We start from the raw sequence: 17,468 nt of genomic DNA on the forward strand, positions 1-17,468 counted from the left end.
AATTCCTCAATCTCCTGCCTTCAGGAATTTACCGGTCCAGCGGAATTCTCCTTTGCTGTCTTTAACCTCCATGATATAATAACCACCGGTGAGGGTGCTTACATCTATATCCTTCTGGATGGTTTTACCGGTTACCGGCTGGGTGAAATTAGCTTTGGGCCGCCCGTTCATGTCATAGATAGTGAAGTACAGCTTATCACCGCTGCCTATGTACCTAACCGTAATGCGCATGTTGGTAACAGCCGGGTTGGGGTACATGGCTACAGAATCCAGGGTAATGCTGGTTTTATCTGTAAGCACCTCTATGGTGTAAGTGGTTTTGCTTGTTGCTCCCTGATCATCTGTTACGGTCAGCTCAAACACATAGGTACCTATTTCCAGGCCGCTGATGCGTGTTTCCACCCAATCCGGATGCCAGATGTAAGCCGGGCTTGGGCCGCTTACCTGCCTCCAGGAATAGGTAGTAATGGTACCGTCAGGATCATTAGACTGTTCGGCGTTTATGTACATGAAATCGTTCGGCGCCTGTACAGATTCATCGCCGGTGGCAATGGCCAGCGGTGCCATGTTCTTGGCTGTGGCAGCCGCTTTTACGGTTACGGTTACACGGTCGGTGGCAAATACGCCTCCATTATCGGTTACTTTCAGCTCAAATACATAGGTACCTGCAGCTACAAGGCCGGTAATGTTGGTGGATACATTGGCAGGCTCAATAATGGTAGCGTTTGCACCGCTTATTTTAGTCCACTGGTATTTGCGGATGCTGCCATCGCTGTCCTTACTCTTGCTACCATTCACAGTTGCAGTAGTGAGCGGTAAGGTGATGGTGAGATCACCGCCGGCATTGGCGATCGGCGCCTTATTGTTCGGGTCAGGCAGTACGGTTACGGTTACACGGTCTGTAGATACCGCACCTTTGCCACTCGTTACGCGCAGCTCATATACATAGGTACCTACATCCAGGCCGGTAATATTGGTGGCCCTGCTGTGGGGTTCTATAATAGTACCCTGGCCGCCGCTTACCTTAGACCAGGTGTAAGATACGATGCTGCCTTTGGATGCGCTGCCATCTGCATGCGCAGTGCGCAGCGGCAGGGTGATCCGGATATCGGCGCCTGCATTGGCTACCGGTTCTCCGACCATAACTTCATCTATCACCGTAATGGTTACACGGTCTGTAGCGGTAGCGCCTTTATTATCTTTTACCGTCAGCCCATATACATAAGTACCTGGCGCCAGGCCGGTAATGTTGGTAGCCCTGCTGTGGGGTTCTATAATAGTACCCTGGCCGCCGCTTATTTTAGTCCATGTATAAGATACAATGCTGCCATCCGGATCTTTGGACGCGCTGCCATCCACATGTGCAGTACGCAGCGGTAAAGTAATGGTCATGTCCTGGCCGGCATTGGCTACCGGTGTTTTATTTGCTGCAGCGTTTACAACTACAGTTACCTCGTCGGTTGCAGTGGCATTCTTATTATCCGTTACCGTTAATCTGAACACATAAGTGCCCTGTGTTAAACCGGTAACCGTAGTTTTGCTGGCGCTGGCAGTAGTAATGGCGCCACTTCCGGGGCCGCTTACTTTTGTCCAGGCATATTTGCTGATCTTGCCATCGGAATCCGCAGATTTTGTACCGTCCAGCGTAGCGCTGTTAGTTGGCAGGGTAATGTTAATATTGGCACCGGCATTTGCAGTAGGTGTTTTATTAGCGGCTGCGTTTACAGTTACGGTCACTTCATCTGAAGCCGTAGCATTATCATCGTCTGTTACTGTTAATCTGAACACATAAGTGCCCTGTGTTAAACCGGTAACCGTGGTTTTGCTGGCGCTGGCAGTAGTAATGGCGCCACTTCCGGGGCCGCTTACTTTTGTCCAGGCATATTTGCTGATCTTGCCATCGGAATCCGCAGATTTTGTACCATCCAGCGTAGTGCTGTTAGTTGGCAGGGTAATGTTAATATTGGCACCGGCATTTGCAGTAGGTGTTTTATTAGCGGCTGCGTTTACAGTTACGGTCACTTCATCTGAAGCGGTAGCATTCTTATTATCGGTTACGGTTAAACGGAACACATAAGTACCGGCAATGGTAAGCCCTGTTACGGTTGTTTTGCTGGCTGTGGCGGAGCTAATGGCGCCACCTGTTGGGCCGCTTACTTTTGTCCAGGCATATTTGCTGATGCTGCCATCGGCATCTTTAGAGGCAGTACCATTCAGCGTTGCGGTGCTGGTTGGTAAGGTGATCCTTACATCAGCGCCTGCACTGGCTACCGGCGCCTGGTTACCACCCGGGTTCACTACATTGACCACTACCTGGTCCTTGCTAACACCGCCTGCATTATCTGTTATGCTCAGCTCAAAGGTGTAGCTGCCTGCTACCAGGCCGGTAACATCGGTATTGCTGGCATCATTTTCTGCAATGGTAAAGGCGCCCGGACCACTGATCTTTTTCCACAGGTAGCTTACGATCACACCATCCGGATCCAGTGAGTTGCTGCCGTATAATTGTGTTGCGTTGGTTGGCAATGTTAAAGTAACATCGCTGCCTGCTTCTGCATCCGGCAGCTTATTACCGGTGGAGGGCTGTACGGTTACCATTACTTCATCTGTGCTGATTGCGCCGCTGTTATCTGTAACAGTCAGCTGAAATACATAGGTACCTTGTATAAGGTTGGTAACCGTAGTTTTAGAAACAGTAGGGGTGGTAATAGTGCCCTGTACGGGGCCGCTCAGCTTTTTCCAGGCATATTTGGAGATGATGCCATCCTTGTCTTTAGAACCGGTACCATTCAGCGTAACGGTGGTGGCTGGCAGTTTAATAACCACGTCGCCACCGGCATCGGCCGCAGGCGCAGTGTTCAGGAGGCCTGCATACTCATACGCACCAACGTCGTACTTACCACCCTGCGGGCGTGTTACATCATCAAAGTCTGTTTTCAGACCCAGGTCAGACATATCCCGTCCGGCGTTTACTGCCGCTGATCTGGAGGTAAGCTCGAATATACCACCCAGGATATTTCCCAGTAATGGCAGGTCAGTTGTTTTATACGACTGGTTATTGGAATAATCGAATTTAATGGGCGCGGAACCTCTGATATACATGCCGGACTGCGGATAATCCCAGGAACCACCCGGCGCTATCAGCAGGTTATTATACACCTTGTGACCAACGGTGGTAAGGTCGGCATAGATCTTAATAGCATCTACTCCGGTACCGGATACAGTGTTATTATAGATATAACCGGTGGCTGGCTGGAATAACAGTTTATCCGTTACGTTTATACCTTCATAATAGATGTTGGTAACCACGTTATTGTACACATAGTTAATGCCGCTGCCAAAGATCTGGATACCGCAGTTATAACCTTTGTCTACCCGGTTGTTGTAGATGCGCAGCGTACTGCCGCCACCGCAAAGGATGCCGTAGCCGTGTGCGCTGTTCCTGGCCATGGCATAGTTCACCAGGCGGTTATGGTGCACCAGGTTGGAGCCCAGGTCGGCCATGGAGATCTGGATACCATCGCTTCCTACATTTTCCAGGTCGTTATCATATACTTCCAGGTTTTCAATGTGGTGCGATTTCATGTTTTTGCAGGTACCATCATCCCACAGGTAATGGGTGTTACCAATGTAAAAACCTTCCCATGCGGAGTTGCGGCACAGCAGGTGGTGGATCTTTACATTACGCATTACGAACGCGCCTTCCAGCCACTCGGGATGCCCGCATTGCTGCAGGGTTTTGGCCTGCACAAACATACCGGCATCGTGCACGTATGCATTATGCAGGTCATAGTCGCTGCTGCCGTCTCCTAAGAAGAAACCAAACAGCTTCTGGCCATTTTTATTAGTACCGTTTACATCAAAACCATATTCCAGGTTCTTGTCGCCGGTACCTTCTACTTTAAAATATTTTGAGTTGGTAAATACAAAAGCGGCTACGGTGGTGGTGCTGTTTACGCCGGTGCGTACCAGGCCGCCACAGTTCTGGATAATGATGGGTTTAGCAGCTGTACCCAGCAATCCGCCGAACTGGATAAAATCATAATCACCTGCAGCCAGGCACAGGGTATCCCCTGCCGTTATGTTCAGGCTCTTCATAGCATCCGGGTAATAAACCTGGTTGCCGCTGGAGCGGGGTACGGTGATACGTTTATTAACAGTACCTGTGCCGTTGGATGGTTTGGAAGGTGTAGTGGTTGGGGGTGTGGAGGAGACGCCACGGGTATATTGCAGCATCCACTCATACACGTTCATATTGTTCTCCTTAAAATTCGGATCGTAGGTTTTTGACCACGCATCGTGGATTTTCGCGTTAAAAGTCGTCAGTTTGGCCATGGGATTAGGTGCCGGTTTGGAACCATCGATCCCATCTACCCAGCCTACAGAATATTTGTAGGGTACCGTAGGGTCATTATTGTTATGTGTGGCCCACACGGGTGTATTATTACTGGCAATTGTTTTTTGCAGTTGCGGATAAGGTACCGGATCATAGGCGCCGCATACCACTACTGCTGCTGCATACTGTTTTGCTTTTGAGGGCACTTCAGAGATAGCACCCCAGACAACACCACCGCCCATACTTAAACCGGTAACGTATAAACGGGAGGCGTCTATACGCAGGTTCTTTTCCAGGTAAGCTACCAGGCGGTGAATGTCGCCGGCGCCCGGCCATGTTTTAAATTGTGGTGAAATTACAATGAAAGAATACTGTTTCCCGTTAGAGGTGAATGAGTTCGGAAAAGTGCCCCGCTCAATCAATGCCTGCGGTCCGTTCTTCAGTACTTTAGACTGTAAGGACTTAGCATTGGCGCCGGCAAGTTCGCCTACGCCGTGCACAGAGATTAGTAAAGGATAAGATTTTGTAGGATTAGCGTCGTAATCGACAGGAAGAGCCTGATAATAGCCTGTTAAATTCGTAAACGTATCCGGCAAGGTTTTTGGAACGTTCTTCATTCCCTGACCGAAAGACGACAGGCATAAGGATAGACAGGACAAGAGCACTAATAGACCTGTGCGGCCAGGCACAGTTGAGTTAGTGTAATGTTGTTTCATTACATAGAGGTTTTTCATATTAAACATATGGTGTTGGTTTATCAATGAGATCTTTCCAAGCTTTCAAGCCTTAATCCCCCCTGGACAAGCATTGAATGGCTGAATGAATAACACTGACGGGTGATGTTGGTCTTCTTATGTCGGGCGTAAATATTATGTACTCTTCTAATGTTTCTTCAATATCACCCTTGCAAAGAAAGTATTTTTTATTTATCAAATAATAGTTTTTTTGTATATATATCAGGATTTATAATAAATTATCTTTTTTCCTCCCTCGTATTACATTGTTTTTCAATATTTACAACCAGCGATTGTTGTAACATATTTTTTTATTAACAAAAAAATGTATCTTGCACGCGTAAAAACATATAGTATTGTTACCCCATATACTACTCTTTTTCTAACTGTATCCTGTTAAAAAAACCGCTTTATTATTATTAACGACGACACATGGCTTTTGGATTTCTGGCTGCCATCCGCAACCGGCATTTTCACTCTTTAATGGGTAATGTTGTGATGGCTTTTTTTAACGTACTGTCTTTCTCGTTACTCGTGCGCCTCCTATCCCTGAATGCTTTCGGGGAATGGGTTACCTTCATTGGCACCTATAATCTGCTGGACCAGGTACGTACCGCCTTACTCCAAACCGGCCTGATAAAATTTTATGCGGGGGTGGATGAGACTACCGGGCGGCGGGTAATTGGCGCGGGCTGGTACATTTCCATCCTGCTTACCTTAAGTTATATAACACTTTCGTTCCTTGCTTACTTTGTAGCTTACAGATGGTTTAACCCTACCTGGCATCTATTTATTTGCTGGCTGGGCATGCTTACACTTTTTTCCCTGCCCATGAACTTTGCTACCTGGGTATTGCAGGCAGAACACCGTTTTGAAAAAATTATCTGGGTCCGGTTAATGCAGAACGGCTCCTTCCTGGTGCTGCTGGGCGTGTTATACCTTACAAAGCTGGTAAGCCTGCCCAATGTATTATATGCGTATTGCGCATCCATGGCGCTGGCCAGCATTTACTGCCTGCTGCGTAAATGGACCATGATCCGCTCTGTGTTTTTCCGTACAAAAGAGCAGGCGCGGGAACTTTTCAGCTTTGGTAAACATATTGTGGGCAGTATGGCCTCCTCTTCCCTGCTTAATTATTCCGACACACTGGTGATCCGCACCCTGCTGAACCCCGCTGCTGTGGCTATTTACAGCATACCGCAAAAGTTTATGGAGGTAATTGAAATTATACTGCGCAGCTTTGTAGCTACGGCACAGCCTACCCTTTCCAGCGCCGCTAACCGGAATGACTATACGGGCGTAGCACGGGCTTTTGCAAAATATACCGGCACAGTGAGCTTGCTTATTACTCCATTTATTATAGGATTGCTGATCTTTACGCAGCCCTTAATTATCATATTAGCTAAAAGCACTTACCTGGATGCTACGGATATTGTGCGCATTATACTGTTCTCCGCCATCCTGTGGCCCATTGACCGTTTCATTGGCGTTACGCTGGACATGATCAATTTGCCCAACGTGAATTTTTATAAAAATTTCCTGAAGCTGATCCTGAATGTGGCCTGTGATATTCTTTTTGTGTGGATCTATACAGATATCCGCTCGGTAGCGTTCGCTTCCCTGCTGAACGTAATATTTGCCGTAGTGTTCGGATATTACTTTTTGAAGAAACATCTGGATGTACATTTGCGCGATGTATGGACCTTAGGCTGGCAGGAATGTAAAAGGTTATTGGCAAAAATAAGGGGAAAGGCCATGGTGGCGGATAAGGCATAGCTCAATTACATATAAAAAAAAGCCGGATATGAAGTAATGATCATATCCGGCTTTTTTAATAACATCAGCTCATAATACCTTCCATACCACTTCCTCATCCAGCAGGTCCATAATAGCGGCGCTTTTTTCAAGATCAAACTTGCGGGCAAACAGCTTACCGGAAGCCAGCAGCAGTGTCATATCTTCTGTAGCAAAAGTTTTAGGATGCTCTTTTCCTGCGCTCCAGTCAATGTAGTGCAGGTTATCGCCGGTTACCTGCGCGCGGTAAGGGCTGTTCATGAGAATGGTCTGCAGCAGAAACTCATCTGATCCCCAGGTGTATCTGAAATAACGCTGCAGTTCCGGATGCTGCTCTTCAAATTGCAGGCAGTACTCCACGCAATCCGGTGTAAGTGTCCACCAGGCGGAGCCACAGTACAGCTTAAAGCCCAGCGGTGTGCGGCGTTTAGGCAGCAAGGCTGTAAGCAGGCGGCCAAACTTATACTTACCGGGAAAATGATGTTCTACAAAATGATAGTTATTCATTTTGCTCATCATGGGCGCCAGCGCTTCATCATTAATAACGTTAATGAACTGCTGGCCGCTCTCCTGCCGGCTGCATAGAAAATCATAAATATAACCGGCGGGTTTTAACACATAATCCTGCGCGCTGAGTAAAGTAATGTACTTATATTTTTCGCCGCTTTCCATTACGGCCTGCATACTGTTCAGCGTAGCCTGCAAAATGCTCCAGCCCGCCCAGGTAACCTTTACCCTTTCCGGCACGGTGTATACCTGCGGCAGGGATAAAGGCGCTTCCCAATCCTGCAGGCCGCACTTTGCATCCACATGCACATAACAATCAATACCCGGGTGTGCCAGCCTTTGTAAAAGGCGTTGCAGCTGGGCCGGTTGTTTGTGTGCGAGTATTATAAATGCGATCCTCATTTCTTCCTCCATACTGTATTAAACCCACCTGTAAAACCCAGCGGCAGTATTTCTGCTACCTGGCAATCCAGGGCCTGCAAAAACTTAATGCGTTTGGTGAACAGGGAAAAGGGAAATACATCTTCCACAAAATTGGTTTTGGCAAAACGTACGATCTTAAAATCGTGCGCAGTGGCCAGGTCATGCAGGTCTTTACGGGTAAAGAACTGTACGTGATCCAGGTTATCGGCCTGCGACTGTACGGTGGTCCCTCTAAAGCCCAGCGCTTTTTTTATACCGTTAATAAAACCCCATATTGCAGGATTGTTGCGCGCTTTCAGCATAGGCTTGGTTACACACACTTCCCGCGGGCCTTTACCATTGGGTACTGTAACTATCAGCATGCCCTCAGGTTTCAGCGCGGCGGCTATTGTTTCCAGCAAAATGCCCGGCTGGTCCAGGTGTTCCAGCACCTCGCTGCATATTACTGCATCGTACTGCTGGCCCTGCGCCTTCAGTGCTTCTGCGCTGATGGCTTCAAAATGTACATTAGGCAGCTTATTTTTTGAGCGGGCTACGTCTATTGTTTTCTGGCTGATATCAATACCCAGCACATCATAACCAAACTGTCCCAGGTGACGGCTTATCACCCCATTGCCACAGCCTACATCCAGTACGCGGCCTTGGGCCGGAATGCCTTGCTGCAGGCAGCTCTCAATAAATTTAAGTCGTTTGTTGTCGGTAAAACGTTCGTATTCGTAAGTGATCGTGGTCATAGTATCCTTTATTATTTTTTAATCAGCTTTTAGTAGTTAGTATTGACCATTACTAAGCGCTAAAGGCTAATTGCTTCATAGATATTTTCAATGCGGCGGGTCATTCCCGTTACATTGTAGGTAGTTTGAATAGTTTTAACAGCCTTTTGCTGCAGCTGCTTACGCAGATAAAAATCCTGCAACAACCGCACCATAGCGGCGGTTAAGGCTTCGGGATTAGCGGGCGGCACCAGCAGCCCGTTCTGCTCATGGGTAACGGCTTCCCGCGTACCATCCACATCCGTGGCAATTACCGCTTTACCCATGGCCATGGCCTCCAGCACACCAATAGGAAAACCTTCCCATAAGGATGGCAGGCAGTAAATATCCATAGCTTTCAGCACAGCCGGAACATCCTGCCGGAAATCCAGGAACACTACTTTATCTGCAATACCCAACGCCTGCGCGGTATCCATGGCTGTTTGCTTCAGCTCTCCCCCGCCTACCATCAGCAGCGTAATGTCCTTTACCTGTTGTGTTGCTGCTGCAAATGCGCGGATCATGGTAACCGGATCTTTCTGGTAGGTCATGCGGGCTATGTACCCTACTACCAGGTGATCTGCCGGGATGCCCACGGCCGTTCTTACATCCGGGTAAATAACGGCGGGATCAAACTTCTGCAGGTTCACGCCATTCCGGATAACCTCTGCGCGGAAGCTGCCAAAGGCCTGCAGGCCGGTTTGGCGGTTAGCTTCAGATACGCAGATGTTGACCTGGGCTTTGCGGGTTATAAATTTTTCTGCGGCTATGCGTGCCCGTTTCATCATAGGGTTCAGCCCTTCATGGAACGACCAGCCGTGAATGGTATAGATCAACGGCAGCTGCAGGGAACGTGCGGCCCACAGCACATTAGTGTTGGCGCGGGTGCCGTGCACATGCACCATATCTATTTGCTGCTGTTGTAAAAAACGCTTTACCTGTTTCCACACACTGATGTCAAATGCTTTTTCGCTGGCTATTACATGTGCGGGCACCCCCATTTTTTGCAGGGCCTGTATCATGGGCCCGTCTGTAAAGGCCAGCACTACCGGTTCAAAACGGGTACGGTTAAGCGTGGCCACCAGGTCCAGCACATGGCTTTCCCCTCCGCCAATTTTACCCTGGCGGATGGTTTGCAGTACGCGTATTTTTTTTGCCGGTAACATTATAATTTCTCCATCCAACGGTTATACCATAACTGGAACACCAGTATATTCCACAGCTTCTGGTGGCTTACCTTACCACCGCTAATGTATTTTTCCATGAGCTGCTGCACATGCGGCGCATTAAACAAGCCGCTTTTGGCCAACCTTTCAGGGGCCAGGTAATATTGCATCTGCTCTTTCAGCTCATCCCGGAACCATTCCTGCAAAGGTGCAATGAACGGGCGTTTGGGGCGGTCCATTAAAGACTGCGGAATGTATTTATGTACAATGGTCTTCAAAATGTACTTGTTCACATTATCCTTTACCTTCAGCGACTGCGGCACCTGCGCCAGGAACTCCACCAGGCGGTGGTCCAGCATAGGCTCACGGCCTTCAATGCTCACGCTCATGGTAGCACGGTCTACCTTCACCAGGTTATTATCTACCAGGAAGGTTTTGTAATCAATGGCCAGCAGCTTATTCAGCGGGTCATTGATATTAGTGAGCTCCCCATTCAGGTCAAAGTTGGTCCTGTACTTTTCAGGCTTTACCTGCATGTAGTGGTGCACCTCGCTTTCCGTGAGGTACTGGCTGATATATTTCAGCGCATACTGCGGCTGGCCGGCGCCCCATATCAGCTTCATTTTCTCATAGCGGGAGGCGAAGTTGTATTTCTTATTAAAGTATGGGATCAGCTCAGGATTCATCAACCCCATGGTATGGCTTAATACGCCCTGCAATCTTTTGGAAAAGCGGGTATAACGCAGGGACTGATTGAACTTATTATAGCCGGCAAACAGCTCATCGCCGCCATCGGCGCTCAGCGCTACTTTTACCTGTTTGCTGGCCAGCTTACTTACCAGGGTAGTTGGTACAGTGGAATTATCGGCAAACGGCTCGTCATAAATTTCAGGCAGCTGCTCCAGTATTTCCAGCGCATCCTTGGGGCCTACAATCCATTCTGTATGGTCGGTGCCCAGGTGGCGGGCAATCTTTTTTGCTTCCTGCGATTCATCGAATGCGCGCTCCTTATACCCGATGGTAAAGGTTTTGATACGGCTGCCGGAGCCGGCTTGTATAATAGCGGCCACGCTGGCGCTGTCATACCCGCCGCTCAGGAACACGCCTACCGGCACATCAGCTACCATGCGGTAGTTGTAAGCGCTTTTCATGAGCGCTTCTGTATGCTGGATCACCTCATGCTGGGAAAGGCCAGTTAGCGGCTGGTTATAGGCATCCAGCACATTCCAGTACGCCCGCTCCTGCAGCTCCTGCCGGTTTAAACGGATGGTGAGCAGGTGGCCGGGTTTCAGCTTACGCGTTTCCTGGTAAATGGTATAAGGGGTGGGTATGTAGCTGTATTGCAGGAACAGGGATACGCTGTTCACATCTATCTCCTTTTTGAACTGCGGATGCTCGCACAACGCTTTCAGCTCTGAGGCAAATAACAGACGGGCGCCATCCCAATAGTAATAAAGGGGTTTTACGCCGGCGCGGTCGCGGCACAAAACTACCTCATCCTGCTGGCGGTCAAAGATCACAAAGGCAAACATACCAATGCAACGGTCCAGCACGCGCTCTTTCCAGGCATCGTACCCTTTTAGCAGCACTTCGGTATCAGAACCGGAATGGAAGCTGTAACCCAGCTTTTCCAGCTCTTTCTTTATTTCCTTGAAGTTGTATATTTCCCCGTTGAAGATGATGGAGTAATGTTTGAAGTGCATAGGCTGGTGTCCGCCGCTGGAAAGGTCCAGGATAGACAAGCGGCGTTGTCCGAAACCAATGCCGGCTGCTGCATGTTCAAAAACTTCATAGCCGGAGTCATTGGGGCCACGGTGCTGCATTGCATCTGTCATGCGCTGCAAAATGTCTGTTCCGGATTTTTTGGAAAAATCAATAAACCCTGCGATACCACACATAGTTGTTCAGTGTTACGGTTAGTGTTCGGCGAAATGTGAATTAATAATTAATTCAGAGTTCGTATCTCAAGTTCTTCATGTTCCAGGCAATACCTCTCCAGAATGCTTTCAGGTGCGTTGCTTCGCGCTTCAGCAGGAACTGGAGGGTGTTTTTTGGTACAGTCAAAAAAATGAAATAAAGTAAAAATACCAGGCGGGCCGGCAATTGTACATTGCGGCGCATGAACAGGATCCTGTTCCTGGTGATGTAATATGTTTTCAACGGGCTGTTCTTACCCGTTGTCATAGATTCTTTGTGGTAGATCAGCGATTTGTACTGGTAGTAGATCTTATATCCTTTGCGGCGGAACTGCTCGCACCAGTCAAATTCTTCATAATACAAAAAGTACACTTCCGGCATGAGGCCTACTTTTGCCAGCGCCTCACGGCTGATCATCATAGCGCCGCCATGTGCATAGGGAGTGGCTTTGATGGCGTCATACTGACCCAGGTCCGGTTCATGGCAGCCTATCATGCTGTTACGGCCGGTGAACATATCAACGGCATGGTAACCGGCATATTCAATGGTACCCTTATGAAAGAAGTAATGGAATTTGGGGCTGGCCACCCCTGCATCCGGGAACTGTGTAAATACTTCCAGCAGTCCTTCTATTAAGCCTTCCGTAAATTCGGTATCATTATTTACCAGGAACAGGTAAGAGCCTTGTGCTGCCTGTATGCCCAGGTTATTGCCGCCGGCAAAACCGCGGTTCTCCTGGCTACGGATCACTTTCACTGAAGGGTACTGTGTATTAATAATGCCGGAAGGATCTTCCTGAGAGGCATTATCTACCACAATTACCTCCAGCCGGGGGTAGCTGATCTTTTGCAGGGAGTCCAGCAGCTCACAGGTCACCTTTGTATTGTTATAATTAACAGTGATGACGGATACCAAGGGATAATATGTTGGTCTACTTGCTGACAACATCTAATAAGGGATTATCTATACCGGTTTTAGTGTGTTTGGTGTGAATGAACCGGTTATTGGCACCTTTCAGGCGGAACAGCAGCGAACCCATTATGAAAATGGCGCGCGGCATACCCAGCAGGGCAGAAAACAGGTATTTACGGAAAAACAGCACCGGTACAGGAAGTAACAAGCTGATACAGTTACATACCCACAGCGCTACCCACCAAACGGCGGGCAGCAGCAGGTAATGGTGTAAAAGAATATAGAACACTGTAATGACCGTAACGGATGCCAGCAGTAACAGGCGTGGCATTAAAAGGTTCTGGCAAACCGCCAGGTTAAAATAATCCACATTGCCACGGAACAGCTGCTGCCAGCCTTTTTTCCAGTACTGGCGCAAATACACCAGCTGACTGGATAACCAGCGGCGGCGCTGATTTTCAAATGCCTCAGGCTGCTCTACTTTCTCGTCAAATACCTGCGCATCTTCCAGGTAATAAATGGCATGGCCCTTTGATACCACCATTAACTGCAGCACTTTATCAAACCCGCCAATAGCCTCAATTTCCTGCATTATACCTTTAATGAGCGGATAATGAAAGGCCATGCCGCTACCGATAACTGAGGATGAAAGGCCTAAGGCATTTGCCCCCTTGCGGTACAGGTGGTTTGCAATGATCTCATTGGCTGCATCCAGTACGGCAAAAGGCGTATTTAAGTTCTTAGCTACTCTTTGTGTTTGTATGGCATACTCCCCGTTTTGGAAAGCGCTGTTCACCTTTAACAGGAAATCAGGCGTGAGTATGTTATCTGCATCGCAGATCAGCGCCAGGTCATAGGCATCTTCCGGCAGCTGTGCAAATGCAGCGTTAAGGGATTTGGCCTTGGTGCTTTTCTCGAACGACACCGGCATAACGGTAGCGCCTGCACGGCTTAGCTGCGTTAAGGTATCAGGCTGCAGGGAATCGGCTATCACTACCACTTCATACATACCGGCGGGATAGTTGAGCCGGGCATAACTTTCTACCGTAGACAGGATAATGCTATCTTCTTTATAAGCAGGGATCAGTATGGCCACACGGGCATAAAGACCTGCTTCCGGGGGCGGCATAGTTTTTTTACGCTGCAACCGTCCTGCTACAGAGAGTACCAGGTTAAATAAAATGCATCCGGCTAAGTAGGAAAATAAAATTACTTCAATAACGGCTATCATTATACGTTATCTTTTTGTACCATAGCGAACGGCGTATTCACCATCAGCCACATATCATATACAAACGAATGTTTGTTTGCATAGTTAATATCCAGGCTGATACGCTCTTCCACTGACATATCTTTTTTACCGCGTTTGCTGATCTGCCACAGGCCGGTGATGCCTGCAGGCGCCAGGAAACGTTCTGCCCACGCATCGGTAGTTAAGGACGCTGCTTCATATAAAGGCAGCGGGCGGTTACCTACCAGTGACATATCCCCTACCAGCACGTTAAACAGCTGCGGCAGCTCGTCGAGGCTGGTGTTCCGCAAAAATTTACCAAGGCGGGTGATCCGGGGATCATTGGAGAACTTCAGGAATACGGGGCCATTTTCATTAGTGTTATACTGGTTCCGGTCCTTTAACAGCTGCAGCTGTTTGTCTGCATTCTGTACCATGGTCCTGAACTTATGAAAACGGAACATGCGGTAGTTCTTACCTGCCCGGGGGGAGGAATAGAATACCGGTCCTTTGGATTCCAGCCTGATGAGTATGGCTATGAGCAGGAACACGGGGGCCAGCAGCACCAGTAAGGCGCCAGCCACTGCTACGTCGAAAATACGTTTCAGCAGGTGGTTGATATGTTTGCCGGAAGTAGCCACGATAGATGTTTCGGGCGTTTTGTCGGCAAACAGGTGCATGCGTTTGAACTTGCTTACGAAGTTCACTTTTTCTGCCAGGCGGCTAACCAGGCATTCCCGTGTAATGATCTCGTCAATAAAGTTGTGTTTTTTAACTAATGATTTCAGGGGCGCAGACAATTGATCTGTGTACAGGAAGAACGGGATGGCGCTGAGCACCTGGTGCTCTTCAAAGTACGCTTCCCAGTTTGCCAGATCTGTTTCGTAAGAACTGTTAAAACGGTAAATGATCACCGCCGGTATTTTGCGATACACGTTCAGCAGCTGGTCTATGGCCTGCTGTGCATCTTCAATGTGCTCTGCTACGAGGTACTTGAAGTTGGGGGTTTCCTGGGGTACATCCACATAAGAGTGACCAATGAACAACGCGATCTTCTCATCGGTGATTTGCCGGTAGATCGGATTGTGCTGTTTACCAGTATTGCTACTCCTGACAACAGTGGCAGTCGTTGAAAAACTAGGTGTAATCGTCGTCTCCATATTTTATTACAGTTAATAATGGGTAAGGGATTAATCTTATATCGACACCGTAAGCTGACCGTTCAGCATGTGTGCTACTTTTTCAAGTAACACTACGGGATCAAAGGGCTTTTGCATTACTACCCGTACATTATCAAAACGGGCGGCAATTGCAGTTGGCTCTGTATTGAGTACTTCTCCGGAAAGTACCATAACCGGTATATCTTTATAAAGGTAGCTGCCGGACAGGTGTTCCAATAATTCCCACCCGTCTATATTAGGCATGTGAAGGTCTGTGATGATCACATCTGCCGCATTCCCCTTCGAAAGCCAGGCCATTGCTTCCAATCCATCCTGGGCGGTCATTACAGTGTAATGCTTACCAAGGATTGCATCCAACAATAATCTTATTGGCTTGCTGTCGTCTATTATTAAAACTTTCTTTTTCATTTACTACCTTCTTTTTCAATAATTCATTGTTAAACCAAACACCTACGTAACAAAACACAGCTGTGCCATAGGCATAAAGAAGGCTTTAAATTGGATGTGGTCAAAGATGAACTGAAAATGTACGGTAGTTTTTCAGGGGATATTATGGTCGATTAGAAAAGGATTAACTATACAACTTAGTAGGTCTCCTCAATAAATATTAACTCTAAAGTACGCATATTTGCCAAATTCGGTGCAACTGTTTTCATAAAGAGAAAATGGAACAATGTCCGAACGGATGTAAAAATATAATACTTGAATCATTCCATAATCGATATTTCGTAAACGGTTTGTTTTGGCGGGTGAATGCGTTAAAAATGATGGTAAACGAGTTAAGAAACAAAAATTACTTCAAAAATTTGTTATTATGGAGCGAAGTACTGTAAATTTATTGCCTCACTTTACCTCGAATCTTCTTCATGAAAAAACTGCCTGTACCTGCGACTTTATTACTACTATTAGGAGTTACGGGATACGTGTTCCTGGTGCTGCTTACCATTTACCACAAACAACCACCCCTGTACGACGAGCCCCTTTTTATCCCCAATGTGTACTTATTTGAACAATACGGGCTTTCAAAAGAGTTCCTGCTTAACATAAATCAACAGGCGCCCGGCCCCTTATACCAGTTTATCCACTACCCGTTGCGTTGCATTACCCATTTGCAAACACCGGGTATACGGCTGGTAAATACCGCTTTACTGGGGTTAATGATCCTGGTGCTCACCGCACTGATCACGCGCATACATACTGCCGGCAGGAAGCAGGCCTTTATACTGGCGCTTACCGTAATGGCCGTACCTATGGTGTGGACGGTTTCCGGTATGGCCTTAACGGAAATACCGCCCATGTTCTTTGCCACCCTGTCTATTCTGTTATTATGGTTTGCGCTGCAAAGGCAGGAAAGCGCTTTGCTTGTAAGCCTGTTTATGGCTTTACTGGCAGGGTTTGCGCTGGGCATGGCTATCCTGGGCCGCTCCCCTTTCCTGATCATGGTGCCGGCAGCCGGCGCCTTGCTGATCAATAATTTCCGCAGCACCGGCCGCTGGCTGCTGCTGATCATTTACTGCAGCGTGGCATTAGGCATGTGCTTACCGGTATTTTATATATGGAAAGGGCTCACCCCTCCGCAGCAGGCTTTTACTGCTGCAGGCGGGCTGGATGCGGAACATGGCATGCTGGCCTTTGCCTATGGCGCGCTGATCACCTTTTTACTGGCGCCGGGCTGGTTCTATTTCAGAAAACGGGTTATACTATATATGCTGGGCGGTTATGCAGTGCTGCTGCTGCTGAACATAACCCTTGTACGCTGGGAGTATGGCCCGCTAAGTGTAGCCATGGAAAAAATACTACCGGCTGCCCTTATGCAGCTATACCCTTTTATTATGGCGCCTGCACTGACAGTGGTGGCCATTTACTTTGTAATATGCTCTGCATGGCGGGCCTGGGAACACCGTACAGAACCTTTTTTCCTGTTCCTTTTAGCCTCAGCTATGCTGATGCTGGCTACCAGCTTTAAGGTTACGCACCTGTTCAGCTCCCGCTATGTAGCGCAGGCAGCGCCCTTCTTTGTGCTGCTGTTACTGGGGTATGATAAGCTTACTTACAGCAAGGTGTTAAGGACGGTAGCAGGAATGGTAATTGGTCTGTTATCGCTGGAAACATATTTTCTTTTTCATTAAATGCTTTAAAAATTAACTATAAAGCCCCGAAAACAAGCTTTCCCTAATTAAAATATCTAATTCACCCAAAAAAATTAGGTAGTTTATGATCTGCGGATTAATTTAGCGCTCGAAACCGGGTACGCCTTTAACGTGCTATTTATTACTACAGTATTATGTACTGTTTTTCCCAAAGTGGCACAGGTGTAGCAAATCTTATCTTTCTTTCGCCTTATCCTAACACAAAAACCACACGTAGTACGGCTATAAACCGATCGCTACTTTCTTATTTACCATTCCTTTGAATTTCTGGTTGCATGACTACATGCGTCATGTTCATGCATTTAACTAAACGGGTATCGTATGATTTGCCGCAGGGGTCCGGGTTTTGCCGGATTTTTTAAGGT

The 17,468-nt window shown here is 47.7% G+C and carries 11 protein-coding genes; 2 read left to right on the forward strand and 9 right to left on the reverse strand.

The window, feature by feature from the left end; genetic code table 11:
• Positions 1-6: 6 nt before the first annotated feature.
• Complete coding sequence (locus tag KVT36_RS24125; protein ID WP_217606018.1) at positions 7-4,836, reverse strand: PKD domain-containing protein; 4,830 nt, start codon at positions 4,834-4,836, stop codon at positions 7-9.
• Positions 4,837-5,502: 666 nt separating this feature from the next.
• On the opposite strand from KVT36_RS24125, the gene KVT36_RS24130 reads away from it, so the two are divergent.
• Positions 5,503-6,846: an oligosaccharide flippase family protein gene (locus KVT36_RS24130; RefSeq protein WP_217606019.1), complete on the forward strand. Its 1,344-nt coding sequence runs from the start codon at positions 5,503-5,505 to the stop codon at positions 6,844-6,846.
• A 69-nt stretch (positions 6,847-6,915) separates the two neighbouring features.
• On the opposite strand, the gene KVT36_RS24135 is transcribed toward KVT36_RS24130, so the two are convergent.
• Genes KVT36_RS24135 through KVT36_RS24170 form a run of 8 tightly spaced genes read right to left on the reverse strand, consistent with a single transcriptional unit; the run spans position 6,916 to position 15,361 of the window.
• The gene (locus KVT36_RS24135; RefSeq protein WP_217606020.1) at positions 6,916-7,785 is read right to left on the reverse strand and encodes a beta-1,6-N-acetylglucosaminyltransferase; all 870 of its coding nucleotides are present in this window, start codon (positions 7,783-7,785) and stop codon (positions 6,916-6,918) included.
• Complete coding sequence (locus tag KVT36_RS24140) at positions 7,770-8,528, reverse strand: bifunctional 2-polyprenyl-6-hydroxyphenol methylase/3-demethylubiquinol 3-O-methyltransferase UbiG (protein WP_217606021.1); 759 nt, start codon at positions 8,526-8,528, stop codon at positions 7,770-7,772. The genes KVT36_RS24135 and KVT36_RS24140 overlap by 16 nt, the downstream gene beginning before the upstream one ends.
• Positions 8,529-8,587: 59 nt before the next feature.
• Positions 8,588-9,712, reverse strand: a complete 1,125-nt coding sequence (locus tag KVT36_RS24145) for a glycosyltransferase family 4 protein (protein WP_217606022.1) — start codon at positions 9,710-9,712, stop codon at positions 8,588-8,590.
• Positions 9,712-11,610 (reverse strand): asparagine synthase (glutamine-hydrolyzing), encoded by a 1,899-nt coding sequence (gene asnB, locus KVT36_RS24150; protein WP_217606023.1) that lies wholly within the window; start codon positions 11,608-11,610, stop codon positions 9,712-9,714. Before asnB ends, KVT36_RS24145 begins: the two co-directional genes overlap by 1 nt.
• 52 nt (positions 11,611-11,662) lie before the next feature.
• Complete coding sequence (locus tag KVT36_RS24155) at positions 11,663-12,544, reverse strand: glycosyltransferase family 2 protein (RefSeq protein ID WP_254640176.1); 882 nt, start codon at positions 12,542-12,544, stop codon at positions 11,663-11,665.
• 16 nt (positions 12,545-12,560) lie between these two features.
• Positions 12,561-13,772 (reverse strand): glycosyltransferase family 2 protein, encoded by a 1,212-nt coding sequence (locus KVT36_RS24160; protein WP_217606025.1) that lies wholly within the window; start codon positions 13,770-13,772, stop codon positions 12,561-12,563.
• Positions 13,772-14,932: a sugar transferase gene (locus KVT36_RS24165; protein ID WP_217606026.1), complete on the reverse strand. Its 1,161-nt coding sequence runs from the start codon at positions 14,930-14,932 to the stop codon at positions 13,772-13,774. Before KVT36_RS24165 ends, KVT36_RS24160 begins: the two co-directional genes overlap by 1 nt.
• A gap of 36 nt (positions 14,933-14,968) precedes the next feature.
• Positions 14,969-15,361: a response regulator gene (locus KVT36_RS24170; RefSeq protein WP_217606027.1), complete on the reverse strand. Its 393-nt coding sequence runs from the start codon at positions 15,359-15,361 to the stop codon at positions 14,969-14,971.
• A 458-nt stretch (positions 15,362-15,819) separates the two neighbouring features.
• On the opposite strand from KVT36_RS24170, the gene KVT36_RS24175 reads away from it, so the two are divergent.
• Positions 15,820-17,082, forward strand: a complete 1,263-nt coding sequence (locus tag KVT36_RS24175) for a phospholipid carrier-dependent glycosyltransferase (protein WP_217606028.1) — start codon at positions 15,820-15,822, stop codon at positions 17,080-17,082.
• The last annotated feature ends 386 nt before the right edge of the window (positions 17,083-17,468 follow it).

The organism is Chitinophaga sp. GbtcB8 (assembly GCF_019091455.1).
GTDB lineage: Bacteria > Bacteroidota > Bacteroidia > Chitinophagales > Chitinophagaceae > Chitinophaga.

What these genes read in the sequence shown, in the direction of transcription:
- KVT36_RS24130 (WP_217606019.1), top strand. Translation starts at nt 5,503, where the DNA reads ATGGCTTTTGGATTTCTGGCTGCCATCCGCAACCGGCATTTTCACTCT.
- KVT36_RS24135 (WP_217606020.1), bottom strand. Translation starts at nt 7,785, where the DNA reads ATGGAGGAAGAAATGAGGATCGCATTTATAATACTCGCACACAAACAA.
- KVT36_RS24140 (WP_217606021.1), bottom strand. Translation starts at nt 8,528, where the DNA reads ATGACCACGATCACTTACGAATACGAACGTTTTACCGACAACAAACGA.
- KVT36_RS24145 (WP_217606022.1), bottom strand. Translation starts at nt 9,712, where the DNA reads ATGTTACCGGCAAAAAAAATACGCGTACTGCAAACCATCCGCCAGGGT.
- asnB (WP_217606023.1), bottom strand. Translation starts at nt 11,610, where the DNA reads ATGTGTGGTATCGCAGGGTTTATTGATTTTTCCAAAAAATCCGGAACA.
- KVT36_RS24160 (WP_217606025.1), bottom strand. Translation starts at nt 13,772, where the DNA reads ATGATAGCCGTTATTGAAGTAATTTTATTTTCCTACTTAGCCGGATGC.
- KVT36_RS24165 (WP_217606026.1), bottom strand. Translation starts at nt 14,932, where the DNA reads ATGGAGACGACGATTACACCTAGTTTTTCAACGACTGCCACTGTTGTC.
- KVT36_RS24170 (WP_217606027.1), bottom strand. Translation starts at nt 15,361, where the DNA reads ATGAAAAAGAAAGTTTTAATAATAGACGACAGCAAGCCAATAAGATTA.
- KVT36_RS24175 (WP_217606028.1), top strand. Translation starts at nt 15,820, where the DNA reads ATGAAAAAACTGCCTGTACCTGCGACTTTATTACTACTATTAGGAGTT.